26 protein-coding genes and 1 tRNA gene are annotated in these 25,790 nt (G+C 67.4%); 12 read left to right on the top strand and 15 right to left on the bottom strand.

What is annotated here, in order from left to right:
- Window positions 1-6 precede the first annotated feature (6 nt).
- Entirely contained in the window at window positions 7-2,394 is a 2,388-nt protein-coding gene (locus tag ILT46_RS01495; protein ID WP_199502850.1) for a TonB-dependent receptor, read from the bottom strand.
- A 110-nt stretch (window positions 2,395-2,504) separates the two neighbouring features.
- On the opposite strand from ILT46_RS01495, the gene ILT46_RS01490 reads away from it, so the two are divergent.
- Window positions 2,505-3,122, top strand: coding sequence for a TetR/AcrR family transcriptional regulator (locus ILT46_RS01490; RefSeq protein ID WP_199502849.1), 618 nt, complete (start codon window positions 2,505-2,507; stop codon window positions 3,120-3,122).
- Between the two features lie 12 nt (window positions 3,123-3,134).
- On the opposite strand, the gene ILT46_RS01485 is transcribed toward ILT46_RS01490, so the two are convergent.
- Both ILT46_RS01485 and ILT46_RS01480 read right to left on the bottom strand, forming a co-directional pair.
- The gene (locus ILT46_RS01485; protein ID WP_199502848.1) at window positions 3,135-4,010 is read right to left on the bottom strand and encodes a hypothetical protein; all 876 of its coding nucleotides are present in this window, start codon (window positions 4,008-4,010) and stop codon (window positions 3,135-3,137) included.
- Window positions 4,007-5,329 (bottom strand): replication-associated recombination protein A, encoded by a 1,323-nt coding sequence (locus ILT46_RS01480; RefSeq protein WP_199502847.1) that lies wholly within the window; start codon window positions 5,327-5,329, stop codon window positions 4,007-4,009. Before ILT46_RS01480 ends, ILT46_RS01485 begins: the two co-directional genes overlap by 4 nt.
- A 92-nt stretch (window positions 5,330-5,421) precedes the next feature.
- Here ILT46_RS01480 and ILT46_RS01475 point away from each other — a divergent pair, with 92 nt between their 5' ends.
- Window positions 5,422-5,889, top strand: coding sequence for a hypothetical protein (locus ILT46_RS01475; RefSeq protein WP_199502846.1), 468 nt, complete (start codon window positions 5,422-5,424; stop codon window positions 5,887-5,889).
- Here ILT46_RS01475 and ILT46_RS01470 read toward each other — a convergent pair.
- Window positions 5,886-7,037, bottom strand: a complete 1,152-nt coding sequence (locus ILT46_RS01470; protein WP_199502845.1) for a glycosyltransferase family 4 protein — start codon at window positions 7,035-7,037, stop codon at window positions 5,886-5,888. The two genes, ILT46_RS01475 and ILT46_RS01470, sit on opposite strands and share 4 nt — an antisense overlap.
- 162 nt (window positions 7,038-7,199) lie before the next feature.
- On the opposite strand from ILT46_RS01470, the gene ILT46_RS01465 reads away from it, so the two are divergent.
- From ILT46_RS01465 to ILT46_RS01455, 3 genes are all read left to right on the top strand, one after another.
- Window positions 7,200-8,360, top strand: a complete 1,161-nt coding sequence (locus ILT46_RS01465; RefSeq protein ID WP_199502844.1) for a phosphoserine transaminase — start codon at window positions 7,200-7,202, stop codon at window positions 8,358-8,360.
- 140 nt (window positions 8,361-8,500) lie between these two features.
- On the top strand, window positions 8,501-10,087 hold the full coding sequence (gene serA / locus ILT46_RS01460) for a phosphoglycerate dehydrogenase (RefSeq protein WP_199502843.1): 1,587 nt from the start codon (window positions 8,501-8,503) through the stop codon (window positions 10,085-10,087).
- Window positions 10,084-11,196, top strand: a complete 1,113-nt coding sequence (locus ILT46_RS01455; protein ID WP_199502842.1) for an ATP phosphoribosyltransferase regulatory subunit — start codon at window positions 10,084-10,086, stop codon at window positions 11,194-11,196. The genes serA and ILT46_RS01455 overlap by 4 nt, the downstream gene beginning before the upstream one ends.
- A gap of 57 nt (window positions 11,197-11,253) precedes the next feature.
- Here ILT46_RS01455 and ILT46_RS01450 read toward each other — a convergent pair whose 3' ends face one another.
- Complete coding sequence (locus ILT46_RS01450) at window positions 11,254-11,712, bottom strand: ferritin-like domain-containing protein (RefSeq protein WP_199502841.1); 459 nt, start codon at window positions 11,710-11,712, stop codon at window positions 11,254-11,256.
- Window positions 11,713-11,798: 86 nt separating this feature from the next.
- Window positions 11,799-12,617 carry an aldo/keto reductase gene (locus tag ILT46_RS01445; RefSeq protein ID WP_199502840.1) on the bottom strand — a complete coding sequence of 273 codons (819 nt, stop codon included), beginning with the start codon at window positions 12,615-12,617 and terminating at the stop codon, window positions 11,799-11,801.
- 274 nt (window positions 12,618-12,891) lie between these two features.
- On the opposite strand from ILT46_RS01445, the gene ILT46_RS01440 reads away from it, so the two are divergent.
- The 3 genes from ILT46_RS01440 to ILT46_RS01430 all read left to right on the top strand — a co-directional run bounded on the left by ILT46_RS01440 (window position 12,892) and on the right by ILT46_RS01430 (window position 15,677).
- Entirely contained in the window at window positions 12,892-14,181 is a 1,290-nt protein-coding gene (locus ILT46_RS01440; RefSeq protein WP_199502839.1) for an adenylosuccinate synthase, read from the top strand.
- Window positions 14,181-14,681, top strand: coding sequence for a L,D-transpeptidase family protein (locus ILT46_RS01435; RefSeq protein ID WP_199502838.1), 501 nt, complete (start codon window positions 14,181-14,183; stop codon window positions 14,679-14,681). Before ILT46_RS01440 ends, ILT46_RS01435 begins: the two co-directional genes overlap by 1 nt.
- A gap of 90 nt (window positions 14,682-14,771) precedes the next feature.
- Window positions 14,772-15,677: a MarR family transcriptional regulator gene (locus tag ILT46_RS01430; protein ID WP_199502837.1), complete on the top strand. Its 906-nt coding sequence runs from the start codon at window positions 14,772-14,774 to the stop codon at window positions 15,675-15,677.
- Here ILT46_RS01430 and ILT46_RS01425 read toward each other — a convergent pair.
- The 4 genes from ILT46_RS01425 to argH are packed head-to-tail and all read right to left on the bottom strand — an operon-like array spanning window position 15,674 to window position 19,340.
- The gene (locus ILT46_RS01425) at window positions 15,674-16,450 is read right to left on the bottom strand and encodes a precorrin-2 dehydrogenase/sirohydrochlorin ferrochelatase family protein (protein WP_199502836.1); all 777 of its coding nucleotides are present in this window, start codon (window positions 16,448-16,450) and stop codon (window positions 15,674-15,676) included. The genes ILT46_RS01430 and ILT46_RS01425 overlap by 4 nt on opposite strands.
- Window positions 16,450-17,712: a diaminopimelate decarboxylase gene (gene lysA, locus ILT46_RS01420; protein ID WP_199502835.1), complete on the bottom strand. Its 1,263-nt coding sequence runs from the start codon at window positions 17,710-17,712 to the stop codon at window positions 16,450-16,452. The genes ILT46_RS01425 and lysA overlap by 1 nt, the downstream gene beginning before the upstream one ends.
- 9 nt (window positions 17,713-17,721) lie before the next feature.
- Entirely contained in the window at window positions 17,722-17,967 is a 246-nt protein-coding gene (locus tag ILT46_RS01415; protein ID WP_199502834.1) for a hypothetical protein, read from the bottom strand.
- The gene (gene argH / locus ILT46_RS01410) at window positions 17,964-19,340 is read right to left on the bottom strand and encodes an argininosuccinate lyase (protein ID WP_199503083.1); all 1,377 of its coding nucleotides are present in this window, start codon (window positions 19,338-19,340) and stop codon (window positions 17,964-17,966) included. The genes ILT46_RS01415 and argH overlap by 4 nt, the downstream gene beginning before the upstream one ends.
- 16 nt (window positions 19,341-19,356) lie before the next feature.
- Here argH and ILT46_RS01405 point away from each other — a divergent pair, with 16 nt between their 5' ends.
- Window positions 19,357-19,944, top strand: a complete 588-nt coding sequence (locus ILT46_RS01405) for a TlpA family protein disulfide reductase (RefSeq protein ID WP_370592279.1) — start codon at window positions 19,357-19,359, stop codon at window positions 19,942-19,944.
- A gap of 34 nt (window positions 19,945-19,978) precedes the next feature.
- On the opposite strand, the gene ILT46_RS01400 is transcribed toward ILT46_RS01405, so the two are convergent.
- Window positions 19,979-20,431, bottom strand: a complete 453-nt coding sequence (locus ILT46_RS01400; protein WP_199502832.1) for a hypothetical protein — start codon at window positions 20,429-20,431, stop codon at window positions 19,979-19,981.
- Between the two features lie 66 nt (window positions 20,432-20,497).
- Window positions 20,498-20,573: transfer RNA gene (locus ILT46_RS01395), tRNA-Val, on the bottom strand.
- A gap of 80 nt (window positions 20,574-20,653) precedes the next feature.
- Between ILT46_RS01395 and ILT46_RS01390 the strand changes: the two genes are divergently transcribed.
- The gene (locus ILT46_RS01390) at window positions 20,654-21,634 is read left to right on the top strand and encodes an asparaginase (protein WP_199502831.1); all 981 of its coding nucleotides are present in this window, start codon (window positions 20,654-20,656) and stop codon (window positions 21,632-21,634) included.
- Window positions 21,635-21,643: 9 nt separating this feature from the next.
- On the opposite strand, the gene ILT46_RS01385 is transcribed toward ILT46_RS01390, so the two are convergent.
- The 3 genes from ILT46_RS01385 to fmt are packed head-to-tail and all read right to left on the bottom strand — an operon-like array spanning window position 21,644 to window position 24,407.
- Window positions 21,644-22,750, bottom strand: a complete 1,107-nt coding sequence (locus tag ILT46_RS01385) for a zinc-binding dehydrogenase (RefSeq protein WP_199502830.1) — start codon at window positions 22,748-22,750, stop codon at window positions 21,644-21,646.
- Window positions 22,747-23,505, bottom strand: a complete 759-nt coding sequence (gene truA, locus ILT46_RS01380) for a tRNA pseudouridine(38-40) synthase TruA (RefSeq protein ID WP_199502829.1) — start codon at window positions 23,503-23,505, stop codon at window positions 22,747-22,749. The genes ILT46_RS01385 and truA overlap by 4 nt, the downstream gene beginning before the upstream one ends.
- Complete coding sequence (gene fmt, locus ILT46_RS01375; protein ID WP_199502828.1) at window positions 23,502-24,407, bottom strand: methionyl-tRNA formyltransferase; 906 nt, start codon at window positions 24,405-24,407, stop codon at window positions 23,502-23,504. Before fmt ends, truA begins: the two co-directional genes overlap by 4 nt.
- 131 nt (window positions 24,408-24,538) lie before the next feature.
- On the opposite strand from fmt, the gene recR reads away from it, so the two are divergent.
- Together recR and def are read left to right on the top strand one after the other, a co-directional pair.
- Window positions 24,539-25,135, top strand: a complete 597-nt coding sequence (gene recR, locus ILT46_RS01370) for a recombination mediator RecR (protein ID WP_199502827.1) — start codon at window positions 24,539-24,541, stop codon at window positions 25,133-25,135.
- Between the two features lie 47 nt (window positions 25,136-25,182).
- Window positions 25,183-25,749, top strand: coding sequence for a peptide deformylase (gene def, locus ILT46_RS01365; protein ID WP_199502826.1), 567 nt, complete (start codon window positions 25,183-25,185; stop codon window positions 25,747-25,749).
- The last annotated feature ends 41 nt before the right edge of the window (window positions 25,750-25,790 follow it).

The following is a 25,790-nucleotide window of genomic DNA, read 5'->3' as shown; positions in this document are numbered from 1 at the left end:
CGCGGCTCAGCGCGCGCCGCCGAAGCGGACGGTGCCGGTGACGAATACCTGCCGCGGGTTGCCGTAATAGGCGGTCAGCGTGCCTTCGCGGCCCAGTGTCGGGACGGGGTAGCCGTTCGCGCCAGTGGGAATCGCGCCGGTAGTGGGGTTGGCCGCGACAAAGGTATAGCCGCTGGTCTTGTATTCCTTGTCGAGCAAATTGCGGCCGTGCAGCCCGATGCTCCAGCCATTGCCGGGCGCGTTATAGACCAGATTGGCATCCCACAGTGCGAACCCGTCCTGATCGAGATAGGGGTTGGGGATTTCGAACTGATAGGTCTTCGACCGATAGGACACGGTGGTCGAGAAGTTCAGATCGCCATCGCCCACCGGCGTCATGTAGGCGAGCGTCGCGCTGCCGGTGAAGCTGGGCGTGTTCTGCACCTCGCGGAATTCGGCCACGTCGGTCGGCCGGCCGCCAATATTGGTAACATATTCGTCATACTGCGCGTCGATATAGCCGGCCGCGCCCGACAGGCTCAGCCGGTCGCCCGGCGTTGCGAGGTCGCGTCCGAGACGCGCGGTGGTTTCCAGCTCCAGCCCCTTGAAGGTCGCCTTGCCGGCATTGGACACGATGCCGCAGAAGCTCTGCACGGGCTGGCCGGCGACAAACACGGTGCAGCCGACCGAACCGGGAATCTGGACGTCGCTGTAATCGGCATAAAAGCCAGCCAGAGCGACATATAGCGCGCCGTCCAGCAGATTGCCCTTGTAGCCGATTTCGTAGCTGTCGACGCTTTCAGGCAGGAAGCTGAGGAACGCTGTGACTTCGGCATCGGTTGGCCGGCCGGGGATGGCCGCCGGCGCGTTGGTGCCGACCCCGCGCGGATCGAACCCGCCGCCCTTGAAGCCCTGCGAATAGCTGGCGTAAAGATTGTGTTCGGACGTCGGCTGGAAGCTGACTGAGGCGCGCGGGGTGAACTTCTTGAATTCGCGGCTGCCCGAGAAATTGGTGCTGGGCGCGCCGGCGGCAATGCCGGCCCCGCCGAAGAACGGCGAGCCGCCGCCGAGATAGCTCTGCCGCAGGATGTCGGCAGTGCGCGTATCCCAGGTGTAGCGCCCGCCGAGCGAAACGCTGAGCTGGTCAGTCAGATCGTAGGTGAGATCGCCGAACACCGCATAGGTTTCGGTATCGACATTGGCTTCGGTGAAGGCGGTGAAGCCGGGTAGGGTGGTGAACAGCCGCACATCGAAAGCGGTGTCGGCGCGCGCATCAAGGTAATAGAACCCAACCAGACCCGACAGCCGGTCGCTTTCATAGACCAGCTGGAATTCCTGGCTGAGCTGTTCGTTGAAATAGGTGCCCGGAACGTCGAGATCGGCTGCGGGGAGCGCATCGAAATCGATCGGGGTGTAGGTGTCGTCCTTGCGCCAGGCGCTGATCGACCGCAGCGTCAGGCTGTCGCTGAGATCGACCGATACGTTCATCGCCAGGCCGAACCCCTCGACTTCCTGTTCGGGGGTCAGGAGCCCGCCGCGCGTGTCGAACACATTGGCCAGCACCGGCGCGCCCGACAAGAGGCCGGGGATCAGCCGGTGGCCGCCGCGCGGTTCGGACGTATCACGCGTCCAGTCGCCTGAAATGCGGATCAGCACCGGCTCCCCATGCCCGCCAAGTTCGAACGTGCCGCGCGCGGCCCAAACGTCCTTGTTGTAGTTTTCGCGCCCGGTGGTGAGGTTGCTGCCGAAGCCATCACGGGTCAGCCGCGCGACAGCGCCGCCAATCCGTACCATGTCGCCCAGCGGGGCGGAGGCCGACAGCACCCCGTCGAGCTGGTTATAGGTGCCGTACGTCGCCCGCGCCGTCAGCGCGAATTCCTGCGGCAACTGGCGGGTAACATATTTGACCGCGCCGCCAATCGTGTTGCGGCCGTACAGCGTGCCCTGCGGCCCGCGCAGCACTTCGATCCGTTCGACATCGTAAATGTCCAGCACGGCAGCTTGCGGGCGGTTGAGATAGACATCGTCGAGGTAGATGCCGACACCCTGTTCGAAGCCCGATACCGGATCCTGCTGGCCGACGCCGCGGATAAAGGCGCTGAGCGTCGAGTTGGTCCCGCGCGATGCCTCGAGCGTGGTGTTCGGGGTGGTCTGCGCAATGTCGGTGATGTCGATCGCCCCCGATTGGGCCAGCGCCTCGCCGCTATAGGCGGTGACGGCGATCGGCACGTCGACAAGGCTTTCCTCGCGCCGGCGGGCAGTGACGGTAATGACGCCGGCATCGTCCGCCCGCTCATCGACATTGGCGACCTGCGTGGCGCTGTCCTGCGCCAGAGCAGGCGCCGCAGCGAATCCGCCAGCGGCGACAAGCGCGCCCAGGCTGGCGCGAACAAACAGGCGGTTACGCGAAATCATGGCTATCCTCCCAGGGTGTGATGCTGTTATGACAGACGTATTATTGATAGTTGAACCAGGTTTCAACTTTTTGTTTGCGCGTGGGCTGCGCGCACGTTAGCGAGGCGGCCATGGAGGGGAGCGCAGCGATCGAAAGCGACAAGCGCCCGCGCACCGAACGCGGCCGGCGCACCTTGCGCAAACTGCTCGACGCCGCAGTTGAGGAGTTTGGTGAGAAGGGCTTCCACGATGGCTCGATCAGCGGGATCACACGCCGGGCCGGTGTCGCGCTGGGCAGCTTCTACACCTATTTCGACAGCAAGGACGCGATCTTTCGCGCGGTGGTGCAGGATTTCAGCGGCCGGGTGCGCGACGAGGCGCGCGGCGCGCAGCATGACGGGCTGACGCCGCCCGAGACCGAGCGCAACGTGCTGGCTGCGTTTCTGGCCTTCGCGCGCGAGCACAAGGAAATCTACCGCATCATCGACGAGGCGGAATTCGTCGATCCGGCCAGCTATCGCGCGCATTACGAATCTGCCGCGCAGCGCATCCATGCCCGGCTGCAGCAGGGAATCGCGGCGGGGGTCTATCGCCCCGATCTGGGTGAGAGCGATGCCTGGGCGATCATGGGCATCAACGTATTCCTCGGCCTGCGTTACGCGGTGTGGGACGACGCGCAATCGCTGGACGAGGTGGCCGATGCCGCCAACGCGCTGGTGCGGCGCGGAATCATGCGCACTCCGGCCTAGTCAACGCGGGGCTTAGCCGACACCAAACGTCCACCCTTCCGTGCGGGCGATGTCGGGGGTCATCCCGGCGGGTTGCCACAGCGACGGATTATGCGCGATAGTTCGCAGCCAGGCCGCGGCGAGCAGCGCGTCTGCGCTGTGATCGTCGATCGGACCTGCCCCCCTGACGCGTGCGCTGCCCAACACGGCGAGCGCATCGCCCAGTTCGGCATGGCTGCGCAGCTTGGAGCGCCCCGCCGGGCGCCCGGCGGCGAGCGCGGCGACCGCGGTATAGATCTCCACCGCGACCGACCCGTGCGAGGGCAGCGGGTCGAACGGCCACAAGGCGAGCCTTCCGCTGACGCGGTGCAGCACGCGCATGCCGGTGAGGCTCGCCTTGCCCACCTGCGCCGCGCCGACAAGGTTGAAATTGCTCGTCGGGCGGCATCCCAGCGCGCGCTGACCGTCATGCTCGGTTACGCGCAAGCGGCCGATACCGCCCCCGAACAGATCGCCCTCGCGTCCGCCATGGCGGCGGAAATGGCGCGCAATCTCCGGATTGTCGACAAAGGCCCCTGCGCCCAGATGCGGTTCGTCGGCGCAGACCCGGTCGATCAGCGCCCATAGGCTGCGCGCATCAGGCGGGCTGTTTTGCCAGCCGGGAAAATATGCCCCGAAATCGGCAAAAGCGAGCGCGCCCGAAATATCTAGCCCCACCAACGTATCTTGGGGCATCGCTTCCGTCAGCCAGTCCGCCACCTCGGCGCGGGACCAGCGGTGTCCGGGGCGGATCAGGCGCGGGGCGGCGGTGCCCGCAGCGCAAATCGCCAGCGCGATGCCCTTATGGCGCTCGCCCGCCGCACCCGACCAGTCGATCGCGGCGAAATGGCGAAACCGGCCGGGCCTCACGCCCCCTGCCGTTCGTCGCGCAGCCGCGCCCAGTAATCGAGCCGCTTCCTGACCTCGCGCTCGAACCCGCGATCGGGCGGGTCGTAAAATTGCTGCCGGCCCAGTTCGGCGGGCCAGTAATCGGCGCCCGAAAATGCGTCTTCGGCATCGTGATCGTAGGCATAGCCCGCGCCGTAACCGGCCTCGCGCATCAGCTTGGTCGGGGCGCCCAGGATGTGCAGCGGCGGCTGGAGGCTGCCCGTCTCGCGGGCGGTGCGCCAAGCGGCCTTGTGCGCCGTATAGGCGGCGTTCGATTTGGGCGCGGTCGCGCAATAGAGGCACGCCTGAACGATCGCCAGCTCCCCTTCGGGCGAACCGAGAAAGTCGTAGGCGTCCTTGGCGGCGAGGCACTGGACCAGCGCTTGCGGATCGGCGAGGCCGATATCCTCCACCGCCGCGCGGACCAGCCGGCGCAGCACGAAATGCGGCTGCTCGCCCGCCACCAGCATCCGCGCCATGTAATAGAGCGCGGCATCGGGATCCGACCCACGCAGCGCCTTGTGCCAGGCGGAGATCAGCCCGTAATGGCCCTCGCGGTCCTTGTCATAGACCGCCACCCGCCGCTGGAGAAACGCACCGAGCGCCGCCGGGTCGAGCGGCCGGGCTAGCTGCGCGGCATAGAGGGTTTCGGCCTGGTTGAGCAGAAATCGCCCGTCGCCATCGGCGCTGGCGATCAGCGCCTCGCGCGCCTCGGCGGTCAATGGCAGCTGCCCTTCAAGCGCCTCCGCCCGCGCGAGCAAGCTGCCGAGCGCTTCCGCATCGAGCCGGTGGAGGATCAGCACCTGCGCCCGGCTGAGCAGCGCGGCGTTCAATTCGAAACTGGGATTTTCGGTGGTGGCGCCGACCAGCGTTACCGTGCCGCGCTCGACAAACGGCAGGAAACCGTCCTGCTGCGCGCGGTTGAAGCGGTGGATTTCGTCCACGAACAGTAGTGTGCGCTGGCCGGCCTGGGCGGCTCGATCTGCGTCGGCAAATACCTTGCGCAGATCGGCAACGCCCGAAAATACTGCGCTGATGGGCTGGTACCGCATCCCCACCGCATCGGCGAGCAGGCGGGCAACGCTGGTCTTGCCGGTGCCGGGCGGCCCCCACAGGATCATGCTCGACAGGCGCCCGGCGGCCACCATCCGCCCGATCGCGCCTTCCAGGCCAGTCAGATGTTCCTGCCCGATGACATCCGACAAGGCGCGCGGCCGCAACCGGTCGGCCAACGGCGCATCGGGCGCGGCATCGTCCAGCGGGCGGTCAGGCGGGGCATCATCGGCAAACAGATCGGCCATGCGCCAACAGATAGGCGGCGGAGCCGCGGATTGCCATTGCCGCGCCGTGCTTTATCCTCCCCGCGGGGGCGCGTGCGACGGGGGATTTGGCGATGGACAGGGACAAACATGGCGCGCGGGGCCGGGCACCGTGGCATCTGTGGCTGGTGGGGCCGCTCGGCCTTGCCTGGAATGGCTTCGCGGCGAACGATTACCTTCAGACGCAGCTCGGTAATGTCGATTACATCGCCAGCATGACCGAAGGGATGAATATCGATCCGGCGGCCGCGCTGGCCTTCTTCCAGTCGATGCCGGCCTGGGCCGATGCGCTGTGGGCGCTGGGCGTGTGGGCTTCGGTGCTGGGCAGCGTGCTGCTGCTGATGCGCAGCCGCCATGCGGTGACTGCCTTCATCGTCTCGCTGGCGGGGCTCGCGGGTTCGACGCTCTATCAGCAGACGATGGAGATGCCCGAGTGGCTGGCGGGCCAGCCGCATCTGCTGATGTCGCTGGTGATCTGGGCGGCGCTGTTGGCGCAGTTTGCCTATGCCTGGATGATGCGTCGGCGGGGCCTGCTGCGCTAGGCCCGGCGCGCGGCGATCAGGCGCAGATAGGTGTCGATCATCACCTGATTGATCGCATCCCATGAATAGGCGCGGGCGCGCTCTTCGCCTGCTGCGCCGTGCTGCGCGCGCAGGGCGCCATCGGCGCAATAGGGGGCAAGCGCGGTGGCAAAGCCCGCGGCGCTCATATCGGCGACCAGCCGGCCGTTAATGCCGTCCTCGACCAGGCTCGAACTGCCGGTCGCCCCGGCGGCCACTACCGGCAGGCCGCAGGCCATCGCCTCCAGCGTCACATTGCCGAAGGTTTCGGTGACCGAGGGGTTGAAGAAGATATCCCCGCTCGCCAGCGCGCGGCCGAGATCGGGGCCGGTCTGAAAACCCGGAAAAGCGGCGTCGGCCGGCAGCGCCTTTTCGAACCAGCCGCGCGCCGGGCCGTCACCGATCACCAGCACGCGGTGCGCCACCCCCTGCCGGCGCAATTCGGCGATGGTGTCGGCAAAAACGTCCAGCCCCTTTTCCATCACCAGCCGCCCGAGGAAAGTGATCGCCACCGCATCGTCAGCAATCCCCAGCGAACGCCGCCAGCCAAGGTCGCGGCGCGACGGGTTGAACACCTCGCGGTCGACCCCGCGCGACCAGATCGAGATGTCGCGGTTCATCCCCTGTTCGCGCAGCGTTTCGACCATGCTGGGCGAGGGCGTCACCAGTGCATCGCACTGGCGGTAAAAACGGCGGATCCATTCTTCCAGCGCGGGCTCGAGGAAACCCAGCCCGTAATAGCGCGGGTAGGTCTCGAACCGCGTGTGCACCGAGGCGAGCACCGGGATGTTGCGTGCCCGCGCCCATTTCAGCACCTTGCGCGCGCTGAAATCGGGCGATGAGATATGGACGATATTGGGCGCAAACGCTGCCAGATCGCGCTCCACCGCCGCGGACAGCCCCATCGGCATCCGGTATTCGCTGCGCGTGGGGAAGGCGAGCGAGGGCAGCGAGACGATCTCGCCCTGCGGCTCGAAGGCGGGCGTGTCGCTGGTCGGCGAATAGACCCTGAGCGCCGCGCCCTGCCGCATGACATATTCGGCCAGCCGGTTGAGCGCGCGGTTCGCGCCGTCGAGCGTCATGTTGTAATTGCCGCTGAACAGGGCAATCCGCAGGTCCGCAGGCGTCATGGGCGCGGGCCATAAAGCGCGCTTTCGCCCTTGGCGAGAGCTTGGCGCCGGAAAAGCTTTGCTTGTGCGCAGCGCGGTTGACTTGCTGCATTGCACCATTAGGGTCCGGCGCGGGCCACGCGGTCCCAACGCCGCGCGTGCTCTCTGCAAGGAGAGACTGACATGACTGGTACACCTGAACCCACGCTCAAGCCGGCGCGGCCGTTCTTTTCTTCCGGCCCGACGGCCAAGTTTCCCGGCTGGTCGCTGGACAAGCTCAAAACCGAATCGCTCGGCCGCTCGCACCGTTCGGCGGTGGGCAAGAGCCGGCTGAAATATGCCATCGATCTCAGCCGCGAGCTGCTCGGCGTGCCGGATGATTATCTCGTCGGCATCATGCCGGGTTCGGATACCGGCGCGCTCGAATGTGCGATGTGGACCATGCTCGGCGCGCGTCCCGCCACCGTCGCGGCGTGGGAAAGCTTCGGCAATGTCTGGATCGAGGACGCGGTCAAGCAGCTAAAGCTGCCCGATCTGACCGTGCTCGAGGCCGATTACGGCGCCATTCCCGATCTGGCTTCGATCCCGCAGGATGACGACGTGGTGTTCACTTGGAACGGCACCACCAGCGGCGCGCGGATCGCCAATACCGACTGGCTGGCAGCCGACCGCGCCGGTATCACCATCAACGACGCCACCAGCGCGGTCTTCGCGCAGGAGATGGACTGGCCCAAGCTCGATGCCACCACCTATAGCTGGCAGAAGGTGATGGGCAGCGAGGCGCAGCACGGGATGCTGATCCTCAGCCCCAAGGCAATCGAGCGGATCGAAAACTACGACCCGGTCTGGCCGCTGCCCAAGCTGTTCCGCATCAAGAAGGGCGGCAAGCTCGACCGGTCGATCTTCGAAGGGGCGACGATCAACACCCCGTCGCTGCTGGCGACCGAGGATTACATCGCCGCGCTCGAATGGGCGAAAAGCATTGGCGGGCGGCAGGCGCTGATCGCGCGGGCCGATGCCAATGCGAAAATCGTCCATGACTGGATCGAGGCAAGCCCGCATCTGCGCAACATGGTGGGCGAGCGCTCGCAGCGGACCAATACCGGCGTGTGCTTCGTGTTTCAGGGCGACTGGTATGATGCCCTGCCCGATGACCAGAAGGCGGCCGTACCCGCCCGCATCGTCAAGCTGCTGGAAGAACGCGGCGTGGGCTATGATTTCGGCGGCTACCGCGATGCCCCGCCGTCCCTGCGCATCTGGTGCGGCGCGACTGTCGAGCAGGAGGATGTGAAGCGCCTGCTGCCGTGGATCGACTGGGCGTTCGAGCAGATAAAGAACGGCTGACGCTTATCCAGCGCATCCCTATCCCCCGTTCATGCTGAGCTTGTCGAAGCATCGCTTCTGATGTCAGGCGGCCCGCACATTCGAGGGCGGCCCTTCGACAAGCTCAGGGCGAGCGGATTTTAGAATTTGCGGAGAATCCCATGACCAAACCCCGCGTGCTCATCAGCGACAAGATGGACCCCAACGCTGCCGCGATCTTCCGCGAGCGCGGCTGCGAGGTGGACGAGATTACCGGCGAAACCGCCGAACAGTTGATCGCCCGGATTGGCGAGTATGACGGACTCGCCATCCGCTCCTCTACCAAGGTGACCAAAGCGGTGCTCGATGCGGCGACCAATCTCAAGGTGGTCGGGCGCGCGGGCATCGGGGTCGACAATGTCGATATTCCCGCCGCCAGTGCCAAGGGCGTGGTGGTGATGAACACCCCGTTCGGCAATTCGATCACCACCGCCGAACACGCCATCGCGCTGATCTTCGCTCTCGCCCGCCAGATCCCCGAAGCCAATGCCCGCACGCAGGCCGGCGCCTGGCCGAAGAACGATTTCATGGGCGTGGAGGTGACCGGCAAGACGCTGGGGCTGATCGGGGCGGGCAATATCGGCTCGATCGTGGCTGCCCGCGCGCTAGGCCTCAAGATGAAGGTTGCCGCCTATGACCCGTTCCTGACCGCCGAACGCGCGGTCGAGCTGGGCGTCGAAAAGGTCGAGCTGGACGATTTGCTCGCGCGGGCCGATTTCATCAGCCTGCACACCCCGCTGACCGAGCAGACGCGCAACATCCTCAGCCGCGAGAACCTCGCCAAGACCAAGCCCGGCGTGCGGATCGTCAATTGCGCGCGCGGCGGGCTGATCGACGAGGCGGCGCTGAAGGAGGGGCTGGAGAGCGGCCACATCGCCGGCGCCGCGCTCGACGTGTTTGCCGAAGAACCGGCCAAGGACAGCCCGCTGTTTGGCGCGCCCAATTTCATCTGCACCCCGCATCTGGGCGCCAGCACCACCGAGGCGCAGGTCAATGTCGCGCTCCAGGTGGCCGAACAGATGGCCGATTATCTGGTCACTGGCGGCGTCACCAACGCGCTCAACATGCCCAGCCTCAGCGCAGAGGAAGCGCCCAAGCTGAAGCCTTACATGGCGCTGGCCGAAAAGCTCGGCAGCTTGGTCGGCCAGCTGGCGCACGGTAATCTCGCGCGGATCAGCATCGAGCGTGAAGGGGCTGCGGCGCAGCTGTCGGGCAAGCCGATCACCGCCGCCGTGCTCGCCGGCCTGATGCGGCAATATTCGGACACGGTGAACATGGTCAACGCGCCGTTCCTCGCCAAGGAACGCGGGCTCGACGTGCGCGAGGTGCGCCATGATCGCGAGGGCGTGTATCAGACGCTGCTGCGCGTTACCGTCGGCACCGAGCAGGGCGAACGCAGCGTCGCCGGCACGCTGTTCGGCAAGGATCAGCCGCGGCTGGTGGAAATCTTCGGCATCGGTATCGAGGCCGATCTGGCCGGCCATATGCTCTACATCGTCAATGACGATGCACCCGGCTTCATCGGCCGGATCGGGACGCTGCTGGGCGAAGCGGGGATCAATATCGGCACCTTCCATCTCGGCCGGCGCGAGGCAGGCGGCGAGGCGATCCTGCTGCTCAGCGTCGATCAGCCGCTGCCGCAGCCGGTGGTCGATGCCGCCTGCCGGCTCGAAGGCGTCCGCACAGTGAAGGCGCTGTCGTTCCAGTGACCGCTTCGCCGCCCGACCTGTTGCCCGAGGGGCTGGCCGACCGCCTGCCGGGCGAGGCCGCGCTGCTGACGCAGGCGATGCGCCGGGCGCTCGACGTGCTGGCCAGTCATTCCTATGCCCGCGTGCGCCCGCCACTGATCGAATTCGAACATTCGCTGGCGCAGCGCATGGCCGGGCTCAGCCCGCAGCGGATGTTCCGCTTCGTCGATCCGCAGAGCCTTATGACGCTGGCCCTGCGCGCCGATATGACTCCGCAGGTCGGGCGGATTGCGGCCACCTCGCTCGCCGCCGCGCCGCGCCCGCTGCGCCTGTCCTATGCCGGCGAGGTGGCGGTCATCCGCGCCGATCAGCTCGACCCGGCGCGGCAAAGGCTGCAACTGGGCGCCGAATTGATTGGCGCAGACACGGTCGCAGCAGCGGGCGAGATCGCGTTGCTGGCGGTGGAGGCGGCCGAGGCGGCTGGCGCGCGCGGGATCACGGTCGATTTCACTCTGCCCGATCTGGTCGATCACCTGGCGGCAGAAGGCGTCCCGGCCGGCGATCTGGCCGCCATCCGGCGCGAGCTCGACGCCAAGGATGCGGGCGGGCTCGCGGTAGCCGGCGGCGAGGAATGGGCACCGCTGCTCCACGCGGTCGGGCCGTTTGATGCGGCGCTCGCTCGCCTGCGGGCATGGGAGCGCGCCCATTTGCTCGCCAGCCGGCTTGACGGGCTCGCCGCGATTGCCGAGCGGATCGGCGCGCGCGCGCGGCTAACGCTCGATGCGACCGAGCGGCACGGCTTCGAATATCAAAGCTGGTTCGGCTTCACGCTCTACGCCGCCAATATCGGCGGCGCGTTGGGGCGCGGCGGCACCTACCGGATCGGCGGCAGCGACGAGGCGGCGACCGGGTTCTCGCTCTATCTCGACCCGCTGGTCGATACGCTCGGCGCCGAGGATCAGGCAGAGGCGGTCCATACGCTGTTCCTGCCGCTCGGCCACGATCCCGCCATTGCCGCCCGCCTGCGCGCGATCGGCTGGTGCACCGTCGCCGCGCTGGACGAAAGCGATAACCCCGCGCGGCTCGGCTGCACGCACCGCTTGGCGGGTGGCGAGCCGGTGGCGGTGTAAGCCAAACGGCCGGCGGATCGCTCCGCCGGCCGCTGGTGTCGTCAGACGATCGAGCGCTTAGCGTTGGCCGAAGGCGCCTTCGGTCTGGTTTGACAGGCGATCGGCCAGGCGTTCGCCCTGCTTGATTTCGGCATGGGCCTGCTGGATCACACTGCGCGTCTGAGCGTCGAGATCGGTATGTTCGAGCGCTTCTTCGAACTTCTTGGCGAGGTAATCCTCGCCTTCCTCAACGCGCTCGACGGCAGTTTTGTCGTCGGTCCCGAACAGGTCGGTGATCGAGGTCCACATGCGGTGCAGCTGGCCGGTCAGCGTGCCCTTGGTCACCAGTTCGCCGCCAACGCGGACCAGTTCGTTGTTGAGCGTATCGAGCGTCTGCTGGCGGCGGCCCATCTGCTCGGTGAACGCCTGCTTGATATGCGGCGCATTGGCGATATCGGCCGCCTTGCGATAGCCTTCAATCGAATCGTGAACGGTATCGATCAGGCTCTCGAGAACGGTGCGATTGGTCGTGGTCATTGTGTGCTCCAGTAAAGCGCGCGCCCGCGGGCGCTACGTCTTCAAAAGCGCCGACCGCCGGCAAGGTTCCCCATCCCTGCAGCCAATCAGCCGAACTGCGCGGGGTCGGGCCCGATGCGCCCGTCTGGGCTGTCGAGCGCGTCGATCCGCTTCATCTGCTCGTCGCTCAGCATCACATCGAGCGCCGCGAGATTGGCGGCCATGTGCGACCGGCTTGACGCTTTGGGGATGGTCGCCAGCCCATGTTGCAGGTGCCACCGCAACAGCACCGCCGCTGGGGTCGTCCCGGCCTGCCGGGCGATCTCGGCGATCGCGGGGTCGCTCAGCAGCGCCCCCTGGCCGAGCGGCGACCAGCTTTGGTTGACGATGCCGAGCTCGGCATGAATTGACCGTAGATCCCGCTGCTGGAATCGGGGATGCAGTTCAATCTGGTTGACCGCCGGGACGACGCCGGTCGCATCGCTCACCGCGCGCAATTCGTCAGAGCGGAAATTGGACACGCCGATCGAGCGCGCCTTGCCCGCATCGCGCAACGCCACCAGCGCCCGCCAGGTTTCGAGATACAACCCGCGATCGGGGCAGGGCCAGTGAATCAGCACCAGATCGACCTGATCGCGGCCCAGCCGGGCGAGGCTCTTGTCCATCGCCCGCAGTGTGCGGTCATATCCCTGGCTGTCGTTCCAGATCTTGGTCGTCAGCCAGACATCGCGGTGTGCCGCCAGCGCCGCGCCGACGCCCTCTTCATTGCCGTAGATCGCGGCAGTATCGACCAGCCGATAGCCAAGGTCGAGCGCCGTGGCGACGGCGCCCTCGGCAGCGTCCGCCGGGATTTGCCAGGTGCCGAAGCCGAGTTGCGGCATGGCGCGGCCATCGTTGAGCATCAGGGTGGTGGCAGCGGTGGGCATGATCACGGTTCTTTGGGGCTGGTACAGGCGGTTTTCCTACTTTCGATGGCCGCGCTACACCGTTGTATCTGCGCTGTCGCGCGGCGCGAGACGGGGCGATCCATCAAAGGTGACACATGTGCGGGGCGGGACATATTATAAGTAGCGGAAAACAAACCTCTGAGTGCCGCGCCTGCAGTTTCGCAAAACACCCGGTTCACTGTCACCCGGCGCTCGGTTGCCCTGTCGGCGCCCTTGGCCTAGGGCGCGGGCTTGATGCGATAGGAGCCGAAAATTGGCCAATGTGACCGTGATCGGTGCCCAGTGGGGCGATGAGGGCAAGGGCAAGATTGTCGACTGGCTGGCCAGCCGCGCCGATGCGGTCGTGCGTTTTCAGGGCGGGCACAATGCCGGGCACACGCTGGTCGTGGGCGAGAATGTTTACAAGCTCAGCCTGCTGCCAAGCGGTATCGTCACCGGGACGCTCAGCATCATCGGCAATGGCGTGGTACTCGATCCGTGGCATCTGAAAGACGAGATCGCCAGGCTGGAGGGGCAGGGGGTGATCATCACGCCCGACAATTTCGCCATTGCCGACAATTGCCCGCTGATCCTGCCGCTGCACCGCGATCTCGACGGTTTGCGCGAGACGGCCGCGGGCGCGGGCAAGATCGGCACCACCGGGCGCGGGATCGGCCCGGCTTACGAGGACAAGGTCGGCCGCCGCGCGATCCGGGTGTGCGATCTGGCGCATCTCGACCATCTCGAACCGCAGCTCGATCGCCTGTGCGCCCATCACGATGCGCTGCGCGCCGGGTTCGGCCAGCCGCCGGTCGACCGCGAGGCGTTGTTGGCGACCTTGCGCGAAATTGCGCCCTTCGTGCTGCAATATGCGCAGCCGGTGTGGAAGCGGCTGAAGAAGGTCCGCAAGGCCGGGGCGCGGGTGTTGTTCGAAGGGGCGCAGGGCGTGCTGCTCGATGTCGATCACGGCACCTATCCGTTTGTCACCAGCTCGAACACGGTCAGCGGCACGGCGGCGTCGGGCAGCGGGCTGGGCCCGTCAGCCACCGGCTTCGTGCTGGGAATCGTCAAGGCCTATACCACCCGCGTCGGCAGCGGTCCGTTCCCGACCGAGCTCGACGATGATACCGGCCAGCGGCTGGGCGAGCGCGGCCACGAATTCGGCACCGTTACCGGGCGCAAACGGCGTTGCGGCTGGTTCGATGCGGTGCTGGTGCGGCAAAGCTGTGCGATCAGCGGGGTGACCGGCATCGCGCTCACCAAGCTCGACGTGCTCGACGGGTTCGAAACAGTGAAGATCTGCACCGGCTATCGCCTCAAGGGCAGGATCATGGACTATTTCCCCAGCCACGCCGCCGATCAGGCCGCGGTCGAACCGATTTACGAGGAACTGCCCGGCTGGAGCGAGACCACCGCCGGCGCGCGAAGCTGGGCCGATCTGCCAGCCAACGCGATCAAGTATATCAGCCGCGTGCAGGAACTGATCGAAACGCCCGTGGCGCTGGTTTCCACCAGCCCCGAGCGTGAGGACACGATCCTCGTGCGCGATCCGTTCGAGGATTGATGCGCGGCGCCGCGCTCCTCTTCGCTGTCGTGCTGGCCGCGCCAGCCTCGGCGCAGGAACGTGCAACGGCTGCAACGGCCGAGCAGGCCGATTTCGTGCTGGTCGACAAGTCGGACCGAATGCTGTGGCTTTATGCCGGCGGACGTGTAATCCGCCAGTATTCCGGGCTGCAATTTGGCGATCAGCCGGCGGGCCACAAGCAGTTCGAAGGTGACGAGCGCACCCCCGAAGGGCGCTACACGATCGATTACAGCAACCCGCAGAGCGGCTATCACCTCTCGCTGCACATTTCCTATCCCAATGCCGCCGACCGCGCCTATGCGGCGGCGCAGGGCCGCCCGCCCGGCGGGCTGATCTTCATCCACGGACAGCCCAACGCCTTGCGCGACGGCCGGGTGGAGGGTGACTGGACCGATGGCTGCATCGCCCTCAGCAATGCCGAGATCGAAGAATTGTGGGCACTCGTCGGCGACGGCACGCCGATCGAGATCCGCCCTTGACAGGCCGGCTGCGTTGTTCCTTATCTGTTCTTAACTCATGGGGGGCGCATGACGGATGATTTCACCTAAGGCAGCGGCAGTTCGGGCCATGTGCGGATTGCAATTGTCGCCGCGCCCGGTCCGCTGCAGGAATTGTGGGCGGAGGAGGCCGGCCTTGCTGGCGCGACGCTGACGACGGCTGGCGATTTCGCGGCACTCGCCGAAACCGGCCGCGCGCCTTCGGCAGACGTGATTATCGCGGAGGTGGGCGAGGCGAACGGCGCGACGCTCGCCGCCCTGGCGCTGCTGGACGAGGAGGCTGCGCATGGCCGGCGCAAGCTGATCGTCGCCACGCCGCTTGCCGCGCTCGAAGCGGTGTTCGCCAGCCTGCCGCTGGCCCAGCCGACGCTGCTGGTTGCGCCCACGCATGGCGAGCGAGTGCTGGCGCTGGGCCATGCGCTAGCCGACCGGCCGCTGGCGCGGGTGCGCGAATTATCGGCCGATGAACGCACCGCTCTGCTGCGGCTGGCGGAACAGGTCGGGCAGATCGCCGCCCGGCTTGAAGGAATCGCGCCGACGCTGACCCCTCCTCTCGCCGCCAGCGCGTCGGCCAATGATCAGCAGGCCGCACCGGCGTCGCACGCGCCGCGCCCGCCGCTGCCCGATCCGCGGCTGGTGCGGCGCATCATCCATCAGCGCGAGCAGCGGGCGCGGTTCTTCGATGGCGGGCTGTTTGCCGATCCGGCCTGGGATATCCTGCTCGACCTCACCGCCGCGCGCGCCGAACACGTCCGCGTCTCGGTCACCAGCCTGTGCATCGCCAGCGGCGTACCGCCGACCACCGCCCTGCGCTGGATCGCGCAGATGGTCGAAACCGGTTTGCTCGAGCGGCAGGAGGATACCGGCGACCGCCGCCGCGCCTTCATCGCCCTGTCCGACCGTGGGGCCGACGCGATGGCATGCTATTTCGCGGCAATCGGCGCGGGCAGCGGCAGCCGGGTGGCTGCGCTCGCCTAGCCGCGTGTGAGGATGACCGTCAGCCCGCTGCCGTCGGGCAAGGGTGCGGCCGTTTGCATGACGATCCGCTCGGCATCGGCGCGGGCGCGGGCGAGGATAGCGGGGGCGATATCGGGCGGGTGCGCCACCCGCTCCGCCGTGCCGAGCCAGCGGGCCTGACGCAGCGTCAGATCGTCGGGGTCATCGCTGGTGAGCGTGATCGTCACGGTCGAGCCGCCGGGCGCGGCATCGGGTGCGGCCAGCCACGCCGCGACCCGGTCCGCCGCGCTCTCGGCCAGCGGGTCGAGCGGGCCTCCCGGCGCCAGCGCCGCATCGAGCGCCTCGCGCCGGGTGCGCGGCTCCGGCCAGCGAGCGCGCAAGCTGCCCCGCGCACCCTCCAGCGTCTCGGCCAGCGCGCCGATGCTGGCCGGCAGCACCCGTTCGAGCGCGAGCCGCACCTGCTTGGCGAGGCCCGCCGAAGCTCCCGCCGTGCCGACCGCAACCACCAGCGGCCCGCGTTCGAGCAGGCTCGGCACGGTGAAATCGCACAATTCGGGCCGGTCGGTCACATTGACCAGCAAACCCCGCCGCCGCAGCCGGAGCGCGCAGGTCGCCGCCTCCGCCGCATCGTCCAGCGCAATGAAGGCAAGCCGGGCGTGATGCGCTTCGTGCTCGCCGCAAGCCACTGCGCCAGCACGCTCGACAAGCCGCCGCTTGGCCGCGCCCGCCGGTCCCTCGCCGACCACTACCACCCGCGTTTCAGCGATGCGGTGGAACAGCGGCAGCGCGCGCATCACAGCCAATCGGGCACGCGCTCGGCGGCCATGATCGTTTCCGGCGCAATCCGATCGGCCACCACGGCGAACCTGCTGCCATCGACCAGCACCTCGGGCACCAGCGCGCGGCTGTTATAGGTCGACGCCATCGTCGCGCCATAGGCCCCGGCATTGCCGAACACCGCCAGATCGCCCGATTGCACCGCGTCACATTCCCGGCCCATGGCGAAGGTGTCGCCGGTCTCGCATATCGGGCCAACGATGTTCGCCTCTATCCGCTCTCCAGAGGGCCGAACTGCGGCGAAATCGTGATACGCCCCGTAGAGCGCCGGGCGCGCCAGATCGTTCATCGCTGCATCGACCACCACGAAGGGCCGGCCCGCGCTGCCCTGCTTGACGCGCACCACACGGGTCAGCAGCACGCCGGCATTGCCGACGATGACGCGCCCCGGCTCGAATGTCAGCCGCACGTCCCAGCCGGCCGTAACCCGCGCCACCATCGCGCCATAATCGGCGGGTGCCGGCAGCTTCTCGCCCGGCTGATAGGGAATGCCGAGCCCGCCGCCGAGATCGGCATGGCTGATCGCATGGCCCGCCGCACGCAGCGCGGCGAGCAGCCGGCCAAGCTTGGCAAATGCCTGTTCGAGCGGGGCGAGGTCGGCCAACTGGCTGCCGATATGCAGCGCCACCCCGCGCATGGCGAGACCGGGCAGCGCGGCCAGTTCATCATAAAAGGCCGGAGCCAGCGCGAGCGGGATGCCGAACTTGTTTTCCGCCTTGCCGGTGGAGATCTTGTCATGCGTGCCGGCATCGACATCGGGATTGATCCGCAGCACGGCGGGCGCCGAAACGCCGCGCGCAGCTGCCAGCGCGGCCAGTTCGCGCCCTTCTTCGCGCGATTCGATGTTGAACTGGCCGATGCCCTTCGCCAGCCCCAGTTCCAGCTCCTCGCGCGTCTTGCCGACGCCGGAAAAGACGATGTCTGCCGGCGCCATGCCCGCCGCCAGCGCGCGCAGCAATTCGCCGCCGGAAACGACATCGGCGCCATAGCCCTGCTGCTGAAGCACCTTGAGCACCGCCAGATTGGGATTCGCCTTGACCGCGAAAGCAACCAGCGGATTGTCGAGCGCGGCGAGCCCCGCGCGAAACGCGGCGGCATTGGCCTCAAGCGCGGCGCGCGAATAGACGTAGACCGGCGTCCCCACCGCCTCGGCAATCGCGGCCAGCGGCACGTCCTCGGCATGCAGCGCGCCGCCGCGCAAGGCGAAGGGGGTGTTCACGCGAGCGGCTCAGGCTTCGGGCGGCAGTTCGAACGGATCGTCCTCGCGCTCTTCCGAGCGGGTCCGCAATTCGACATTGCGTTCGGGCGCGGCCTGCGGGTCGAGCCGCAGCAGGTCCTCCGCATCGGGCCGCACCTCCGAGCCATAGGGCGCGGGCGGCAGCGCCTGTCCCGCTGCCGGTTCGAGCGCGGTCTTGTTGGCGCAGGCCGCTAGCGCGGCAGATGCGCCCAGCGCAAGGATCAGGCGTGCAATCATAGGTCCATTCCCAGGGCGGCGCGGGCTTCGGCGATGCGCGCTTCTACCTCAGCCGGCGCCGTCCCGCCATAGGAGGTGCGCGCCGCGACCGAGGCATCGACCGACAGTGCGGCAAACACCCGCTGGTCAATCCGCGCGTCGATCGCCCGCAAATCATCCAGCGGCAGTGCATCGAGCGCCAGCGCCCGGCTTTCCGCCAGCCGCACCGCCGCGCCGGTGATATGGTGCGCCTCGCGGAACGGCACGCCCGCCTCGCGCACCAGCCAGTCGGCGAGATCGGTGGCGGTGGCGTAGCCCAGTTCCGCCGCCTGCCGCATCCGCGCGGTATCGAACGTCGCCTCGGCAATCATCCCGGTCATCGCGGCGACCGACAGGGCGAGCAGCCCAGCCGCCTCGAACACCGGTGGTTTGTCGTCCTGCATATCCTTGGAATAAGCGAGCGGCAGGCCCTTCATCGTCACCATGAGCGCGGTCAGCGCGCCGACGATCCGGCCCGCATGGCCACGCACCAGTTCGGCGGCGTCGGGGTTCTTCTTCTGCGGCATGATGCTGCTGCCGGTGGAGAGGCTGTCAGGCATCCGGGCAAAGCCGAAAGGCTGGCTTGACCACAGCACCAGCTCTTCCGCCAGCCGCGACAGATGGAGCGCGCACTGGGCGGCCATCATCAGATAATCGAGCGCGAAATCGCGGTCGGATACCGCATCGAGGCTGTTGCGCGTGGGCGCGTCGAACCCCAGCGCGGCGGCGGTCGCGTGCCGGTCGATCGCAAAGCCGGTGCCCGCCAGCGCCGCGCTGCCGAGCGGCGAGACATTCATCCGCGCCCGCGCATCGGCGATCCGGCTGCGATCGCGCGCGAACATTTCGTAATAGGCCATAAGGTGATGGCCCAGCGTGACCGGCTGCGCGGTTTGCAGATGGGTGAAGCCCGGCATGATACTGGCCGCGTGTTCGCCCGCCCGCGTGACCAGCGCCCGCTGGAGCGCGGCAAGCCCCGCATCCGCCTCGTCCAGCGCGCGGCGGACCCACAGGCGGAAATCGGTCGCCACCTGATCGTTGCGGCTGCGCGCGGTGTGGAGGCGCCCGGCGACCGGGCCGATCAGCTCGGCCAGCCGCGCCTCGGTGGTCATGTGAATGTCTTCGAGCGCCCAGTCCTCGGGCACCCCGGTCGCTGCGTATTCAGCGGCGACCTGATCGAGCCCTCTGGTGATCGCGGCGGCATCCTCCGCGCTGACGATCCCTTGCGCCCCGAGCATCGCGACATGCGCCTTGCTGGCAGCGATATCCTCGCGCCACAGCGCCTTGTCGAACGGGATCGAGGCGTTGATTTCGCGCATGATCGCGCTAGGCCCGGCGGCGAACCGTCCCCCCCACATCTGGTTGGAGCCTGCCGTGGCCATTGTCTCGCCGCTATCGTCCAAAACCGCCCTGCCGCTGATTGCCGGGGCGCTGCTCGCCCTGGGCGGCTGCGATAAGGGCCCGTCCACCGAGGCGCAACCCGCCGCCGTTGCCCCGGCAGGCAAGGAATCCTTGACCGGCACCATCGACCGCTCCTTCGCCGGCGAACTGATGCCGGCGGTCAATGTGACCGATCCTGCGGGCCGGCAGCTCAATCTCGGGGTCTTGCAGGGCAAGCCGGTGCTGGTGAACCTGTGGGCCACCTGGTGCGCGCCCTGCGTCACCGAAATGCCGCTGCTCGACGAATTGGCGGGCGAGCTGGCGGGCAAGGTGCGGGTGGTGACGATCAGCCAGGATTTGACCGGCGCGGCCGCGGTGCAGCCCTTCTTCGCGGAGAAGAAGTTCACGCATCTCGAACCTTGGCTCGACCCCGAAACCGCATTGGCTGAAAAACTGGGCGGCGGGGTGCTGCCAGTCACCGTGCTCTACGATGCCAGCGGCCGCGAAGTGTGGCGCGTCGTCGGCGGCTACGACTGGGCCAGCCCAGCAGCACGCGGCGCGATCGATGAGGGGGCTTGGTGAGGATTTGGGGTTTGCTGGGTTGGATGGAAAGCGGTCATTGTGAAGGCACCATTAGCAGGCCCTCTTCGATCAGAGTCGACTGCCGCTTCTCCATGTATGAATCAAACTCATCCTCAGTCAGCCATGGCGACGTCCGTTTGAGCTCTTCGGGACGAAGCACCGCTTCGCCATCCTTGTAGGACAACCGGCCACTCACCGCGAATTGGGCGACCGCCAGGTGACCAGACCAATCTTCCGCTGCGGAGTAGAGGTTTGGAACGGTGTCTGGGTCTAGTTCGATATTCACGCCGCACCGGTAGTCCGTAAAGTATATGCCGCCCCCGTGAGGCCCCATCACGTCGATGATCTCGCCGCGCCACGTCACTTCTACACCCTGCCAGAAATGCCGGTTCTTGGGCATTGCACAAATAGAGGAAGGTGCCGATGAGCATCCGACACACACCGCCAGTAGAAGAGTGAGCAAGGCGTGTTTGCTGAAATTCGCCACATTCCCAGCCTAGCGAACTGATAAACGTCCGCAATGGGGTCGTAACTAGACACAGCTCCCACCCCCTGGTGGGCGCTGACGGGCTCGAACCGCCGACCCTCTCGGTGTAAACGAGATGCTCTACCAACTGAGCTAAGCGCCCCTCGCGGGTGGGGCGCGCCTAGCGTGGCGGTGGGCGAAAGGCAATGGCGCCGGCGCCGCGCCGGGGCTAGGGCGGGCGGGATGAGCGGTCCGCATCTTCATGTCCTCGCCACGGGCGGCACGATTGCCGGGCGCGGCGGGTCGCCCACGCGGCGCGATTACCGGCCCGGCCAGATCGGCATCGACGAATTTCTCGCCCGGATCGAACCGCTGGCGCTGGGCGCCCGGCTGACTGGCGGGCAGGTCGCCAATATCGGGTCGGAGGATATCAGCTATGCTGTTTGGGCGCGGCTCCACGCGTCGGCGAGCGCCGCGCTGGACGATCCGGCGGTCGATGGCCTGATCATCACCCACGGCACCGATACGGCCGAAGAAACCGCGCTGCTGCTGGACCGGACGCTCCCCACAAGCAAGCCGATCGTGCTGGTCGGCGCGATGCGCGCAGCCGATGCGGTCGGCAGCGACGGGTGGCGCAATTTCGCCAATGCGGTGCAGGTGGCGCGCGATCCCGCGGCCGCCGGGCGCGGGGTGCTGGTGGTGATGGGCGATCTGGTCCACGCCGCGCGCGATGTGCGAAAAGCGATCACCAGCGGCACGGGCGCCTTCCGCAGCTTCCCGCGCGGGCCGGTCGCGGCGGTCACGCCCACCAGCCTCGAATGGTTTGCCGATCCGTGGCGGGTGGGCGCAGGCGCGCTGTACCCGTTTCCCGCCGCCATGCCCGAAGTCGCGCTGATCCATTGCTGCGCCGGGCTGGACGGGCGGATTGTCGCGCTCCACCGCGCCGCCGGGGCGCAGGGGTTCGTGGTCGCCGGCTTTGGCGAGGGGACCATGCCCGAACCCCTGCGCACCGCCTTGCGCGAAGCGGCGGCGGCAGGCCTGCCGGTGGTGCGCGCGACGCGAGTGGACGAGGGGCTGGTTGATCGCGCACCCGATGACGATGGCGACGGCTTCATCGCCGCCCGCGCGCTCGGCCCGGCCAAGGCGCGGATTTTGCTGCAAGTGCTGATCGCCGCCGGGTTGCGCGACCCGGCGGTGATCCAGCAAGCGCTCGAGGCGCGCTGACGGATGGGCTCAGGGCGTGACGAGATATTTCTCGCCCGTCCGCATCGCCCGATATTCCAGCGCCGCATCGCGGGTCAGCATTTCTTCCAGCGACACCCGCCGCTTGTAGGTGCTGGCAAAGGTCGTGGTGAGGTTGTCGAGCACCCGCTGGCGCATCCGCAGCACCGTTTCCATCCCGGCATTGGCGAGGAACGGGGTGAGCAGCCAGCCCGACAGCGTCCAGCCAAAGCCGTATGCCGGGGTCAGGATCGTCGGCCCCAGATCGAGCCGGCCGTAAATGTACATCTTCTTCGGCTGGTTCGAACCATAACGATTATATTCGCCCATCTCGGCCGCGGCGACCTGCTCCATCGCCTTGAAGCAGCTATCGACCATCGTTCCGCCGCCGATCGGGTCGAAGCCGAAATAGGCGCCCGTCTCGCGGATCGCGCCGCGCAATTGCGACATGAAATCGGGCTCGGATGAATTGACAACATGAGCCGCGCCCGCGTTTTTCATCAGCGCGACCTGCTCTTCCGAGCGGACGATATTGACCAGCGAGATGCCGTCTTCCTGGCAGATCCGATTGAGCATCTGGCCAAGGTTCGACGCGGCGGCGCTGTGAATAATCGCCTTCGCCCCTTCGGCCTTGGCGGTTTCGACAAAGCCCAGCGCGGTCATCGGGTTGACGAAGGCGCCGGCGCCCGCTTCCGCGCTGTTGTCGCCCAGCGGCAGGCACATCCGCGCATCGGCCAGCGCATATTGGGCATAGGCATTGCCGGGCACACAGGCGACCCGTTGGCCGATCAGCGCCTGCGCCATCGGATCATCGCCTGCCGCGACCACTTCGCCCGCGCCTTCATTGCCGACCGGCAGACGCTGGCCATGGCGCGCCTTGGCCCCGCTGGCGAAAGGTTCGGGCATGGTGGCGACGATCTTGCCGGCGCTGTATTCGGCGTTTTCGAGGTCGGCCGGGCCAAACAGCAGCGCCAGGTCCGAGGGGTTGATCGGCGCCGCTTCCATCCGCACCAGCACCTGCGCGCCGGTGGGGGTGGGCACCGGCACCTCGCCCAGTTCGACCGTCAGCGTGCCATCGGCGGCGAGGGTCGTGAAAATCTGCTGTCCGGTCGTAGTCATCGGGAAAGCTCCTGTGGCGGATAGAGTGCTTGGATGAAGTAGAGCCCATGCGGGGGCGCGTTCAAGCCTAAAGCCTGCCGGTCGCGCGCGGCGAGCGCGGCAGCGACCTGCCCCTCGGCCCAGCGGCCCATGCCGACCAGCGCGAGGCAGCCAACCATCGAACGGACCTGATGATGCAGAAAAGAGCGCGCGGCGGCGTGGACAAGCACCTCCTCGTCCAGGCGCTCCACCTGCAAGCTGTCGAGCGTCTTGACCGGGCTCGCCGCCTGGCAATGGGCCGAGCGGAAGGTGGTGAAATCGTGTTGGCCGACCAGCGCCTGCGCCGCGCGGTGCATCGCGTTTTCGTCCAGCGGCTGCGGCACCTGCCACGCGCGCCCGGCCTCGAGCGCGAGCGGTGGGCGGCGGTTCACGATGCGGTAGAGATAGCGCCGGCCGATGCAGGAAAAGCGCGCGTGCCAATCCTCCGCCACCGCCTCGCAGGCGAGCACCGCGACGGGCGCTGGTCGCAGATGGGCGTTCAGCGCCTCCATCAGCCGGAACGGGGTGAGCGGCGTATCGAGGTCCAGATGCGAGCGCATCGCGCGGGCGTGAACGCCGGTATCGGTCCGCCCGGCGCTGTGTAGCACGGGGCGCTGTCCGGTCACGGCAAAGGCGGCATCCTCGACCGCCTGTTGCACGCTGGGCCCATGCGCCTGGCGCTGGAGCCCCATGAACGGACCGCCATCATATTCGAGCGTCAGCGCAAAGCGGGTCATGCGAGCCTTGTGCCCGCCGGCACCGGCCGCCCGCGCAGGAAGGCGGCGGCGTCCATCGCCGGCTTGCCCGCGCGTTGGATGGTGACGGGGCGCAGTGCGCCCCTGCCGCAGGCGATGGTCAGCGCATCGTCCAACACCTCGCCGGGCCGGCCGGAACCCTCGCCCAGCTCGGCCGTAAGCAATTTGATCCGTTCGCCGCTGAGGTCGAACCACGCGCCGGGCCATGGCGCAAACGCGCGCACCTGGCGTTCGATGGCGGCTGCATCGGTGGTCCAGTCGATCCGCGCCTCTGCCTTGTCAATCTTGGGCGCGTGGGTTGCCAGCGTATCGTCCTGCGTAACCGGCGGGTAAGCGGCGAGATCGCCCAGCACCGCGACCATCGCCGCCGCGCCCATCGCCGCCAGTTCTTCGGTCAGCGCGCCGGCGGTCTTGCCCGCGACCGGGGTCGTCACGATATGCCGCATCGGACCGGTGTCGAGCCCGGCCTCCATCTGCATGATGGTGACGCCGGTGTCCGTGTCGCCCGCCAAAATCGCCCGCTGGATCGGCGCCGCCCCGCGCCAGCGCGGGAGGATGCTGGCATGGACATTAAGGCAGCCATGCACGGGCGCCGCCAGCACCGCGCGCGGCAGGATCAGGCCATAGGCGGCCACCACCGCCGCATCGGCGCCCAGCGCAGCGAACTCCGCCTGCTCGGCCGCACCGCGCAAGGTTTCCGGAGACCGCACCGGAATGCCCAGCCGCTCGGCAGCCAATTGCACGGGCGAGGGCTGCAACCGCTTGCCTCGCCCCGCCGGGCGCGGCGGCTGGGTGTAGGCGGCGACGACCTCGTGCCCCGCCGCGACCAGCGCATCCAGCACCGGCACGGCAAAATCCGGCGTTCCCATGAAAATGATCCGCATGGCGCGGCTGCTCGCCTTTCCAACTATCCGCTCAGGCCGAGCTTGCCCGAGCCCTGCCGTTCCTTCTACTGCCTTTGAAAGAAGTGCGGCCCTTCGACAAGCGTGGGCGGTGAACGGAGGCAAGGGCGGCGATGGCATCGCAGGAAATCGAGACGCTGGCCGCTGCCCTTGCGCGCCTGCCCGGGCTTGGCCCGCGTTCCGCGCGCCGCGCGGTGCTGTGGCTGGTCAAGCAGCGCGAGACGGCCCTGGTCGAACTGCTCAGTGCGCTTGAGACCGTGCGTGACCGGCTGGTCGAATGCCCGGTCTGCTTCAATGTCGATACCGTGAGCCCCTGCGGCATCTGTGCCGATCCGCGCCGCGATCCGCGCGCGATCTGCGTGGTCGAAGATGTCGCGGACCTCTGGGCGCTCGACCGGGCGCGGCTGTTTGCGGGCACCTATCACGTGCTCGGCGGAAGGCTGTCGGCGCTCGACGGGGTGCGGCCCGAAGACCTCGCCATCGGTCCGCTGCTGGGGCGCGTGGCAGCCGGCGGGATCGACGAGGTGGTACTGGCGATGAACGCCACGCTCGAAGGGCAGACGACCGCGCATTATCTGGCCGAACGGCTCGAGCAGTACCCGGTCCGCATCACCCAGCTCGCCCATGGCCTGCCGGTGGGGGGCGAGCTTGACTATCTCGACGAAGGCACGCTCGCCCAGGCGCTGCGCGCCCGCCGCCCACTCGCCTGAGTGGCCCGGCGGTTGCAGCCGCGTGGCCGAGCGCCTATCTGGCGGCGATGGCCATTCGTGAAATCCTGGAAGTGCCCGATCCGCGGCTGAAGACGGTCTCGACACCGGTGACGGTATTCGATGACGAGTTGCGCACGCTTGTCGGCGACATGTTCGAGACGATGTATGACGCGCCCGGCATCGGCCTTGCCGCGATCCAGGTCGGCGTGCCGCTGCGCGTACTGGTGATCGACCTGCAACCTGACGATCCCGACGCCGAGCCGGTCGCCTGCGATCATGACGGGCATCACCATCATCATCAGCCGACGAAGAAGGAACCGCGGGTGTTCATCAACCCCGAGATTCTCGATCCGTCAGCCGAACTCAGCACCTATCAGGAAGGGTGCCTCTCGGTCCCCGAGATCTACGCCGATGTCGATCGCCCCGCGACGTGCCGGCTGCGCTGGCAGGATCTTGACGGCGGAGTGCATGAGGAACAGCTCGACGGGTTGATGGCGACCTGCATCCAGCACGAGATGGACCATCTCGAAGGCATCCTGTTCATCGACCATCTCAGCCGGCTGAAGCGGCAAATGGCGTTGAAGAAGCTACAGAAACTGCGTCAGGCGGCGTAGCCCTACGGTGGGGATAATCGCAGCAAAGGCTTTTCTACAGT

It is taken from the genome of Qipengyuania sp. YIM B01966 (assembly GCF_016461955.1).
Lineage (GTDB): Bacteria > Pseudomonadota > Alphaproteobacteria > Sphingomonadales > Sphingomonadaceae > QFOP01.
This window is presented reverse-complemented; position numbering and strand designations above follow the sequence as displayed.

Coding starts and splice junctions, on each gene's coding strand:
- serA (WP_199502843.1), top strand. CDS start 8,501: ATGACCAAACCCCGCGTGCTCATCAGCGACAAGATGGACCCCAACGCT.
- ILT46_RS01495 (WP_199502850.1), bottom strand. CDS start 2,394: ATGATTTCGCGTAACCGCCTGTTTGTTCGCGCCAGCCTGGGCGCGCTT.
- ILT46_RS01465 (WP_199502844.1), top strand. CDS start 7,200: ATGACTGGTACACCTGAACCCACGCTCAAGCCGGCGCGGCCGTTCTTT.
- argH (WP_199503083.1), bottom strand. CDS start 19,340: ATGTGGGGGGGACGGTTCGCCGCCGGGCCTAGCGCGATCATGCGCGAA.
- ILT46_RS01435 (WP_199502838.1), top strand. CDS start 14,181: ATGCGCGGCGCCGCGCTCCTCTTCGCTGTCGTGCTGGCCGCGCCAGCC.
- truA (WP_199502829.1), bottom strand. CDS start 23,505: ATGACCCGCTTTGCGCTGACGCTCGAATATGATGGCGGTCCGTTCATG.
- ILT46_RS01470 (WP_199502845.1), bottom strand. CDS start 7,037: ATGACGCCTGCGGACCTGCGGATTGCCCTGTTCAGCGGCAATTACAAC.
- ILT46_RS01390 (WP_199502831.1), top strand. CDS start 20,654: ATGAGCGGTCCGCATCTTCATGTCCTCGCCACGGGCGGCACGATTGCC.
- def (WP_199502826.1), top strand. CDS start 25,183: ATGGCCATTCGTGAAATCCTGGAAGTGCCCGATCCGCGGCTGAAGACG.
- ILT46_RS01385 (WP_199502830.1), bottom strand. CDS start 22,750: ATGACTACGACCGGACAGCAGATTTTCACGACCCTCGCCGCCGATGGC.
- ILT46_RS01445 (WP_199502840.1), bottom strand. CDS start 12,617: ATGCCCACCGCTGCCACCACCCTGATGCTCAACGATGGCCGCGCCATG.
- recR (WP_199502827.1), top strand. CDS start 24,539: ATGGCATCGCAGGAAATCGAGACGCTGGCCGCTGCCCTTGCGCGCCTG.
- ILT46_RS01490 (WP_199502849.1), top strand. CDS start 2,505: ATGGAGGGGAGCGCAGCGATCGAAAGCGACAAGCGCCCGCGCACCGAA.
- ILT46_RS01480 (WP_199502847.1), bottom strand. CDS start 5,329: ATGGCCGATCTGTTTGCCGATGATGCCCCGCCTGACCGCCCGCTGGAC.
- ILT46_RS01415 (WP_199502834.1), bottom strand. CDS start 17,967: ATGATTGCACGCCTGATCCTTGCGCTGGGCGCATCTGCCGCGCTAGCG.
- ILT46_RS01425 (WP_199502836.1), bottom strand. CDS start 16,450: ATGCGCGCGCTGCCGCTGTTCCACCGCATCGCTGAAACGCGGGTGGTA.
- fmt (WP_199502828.1), bottom strand. CDS start 24,407: ATGCGGATCATTTTCATGGGAACGCCGGATTTTGCCGTGCCGGTGCTG.
- ILT46_RS01450 (WP_199502841.1), bottom strand. CDS start 11,712: ATGACCACGACCAATCGCACCGTTCTCGAGAGCCTGATCGATACCGTT.
- ILT46_RS01475 (WP_199502846.1), top strand. CDS start 5,422: ATGGACAGGGACAAACATGGCGCGCGGGGCCGGGCACCGTGGCATCTG.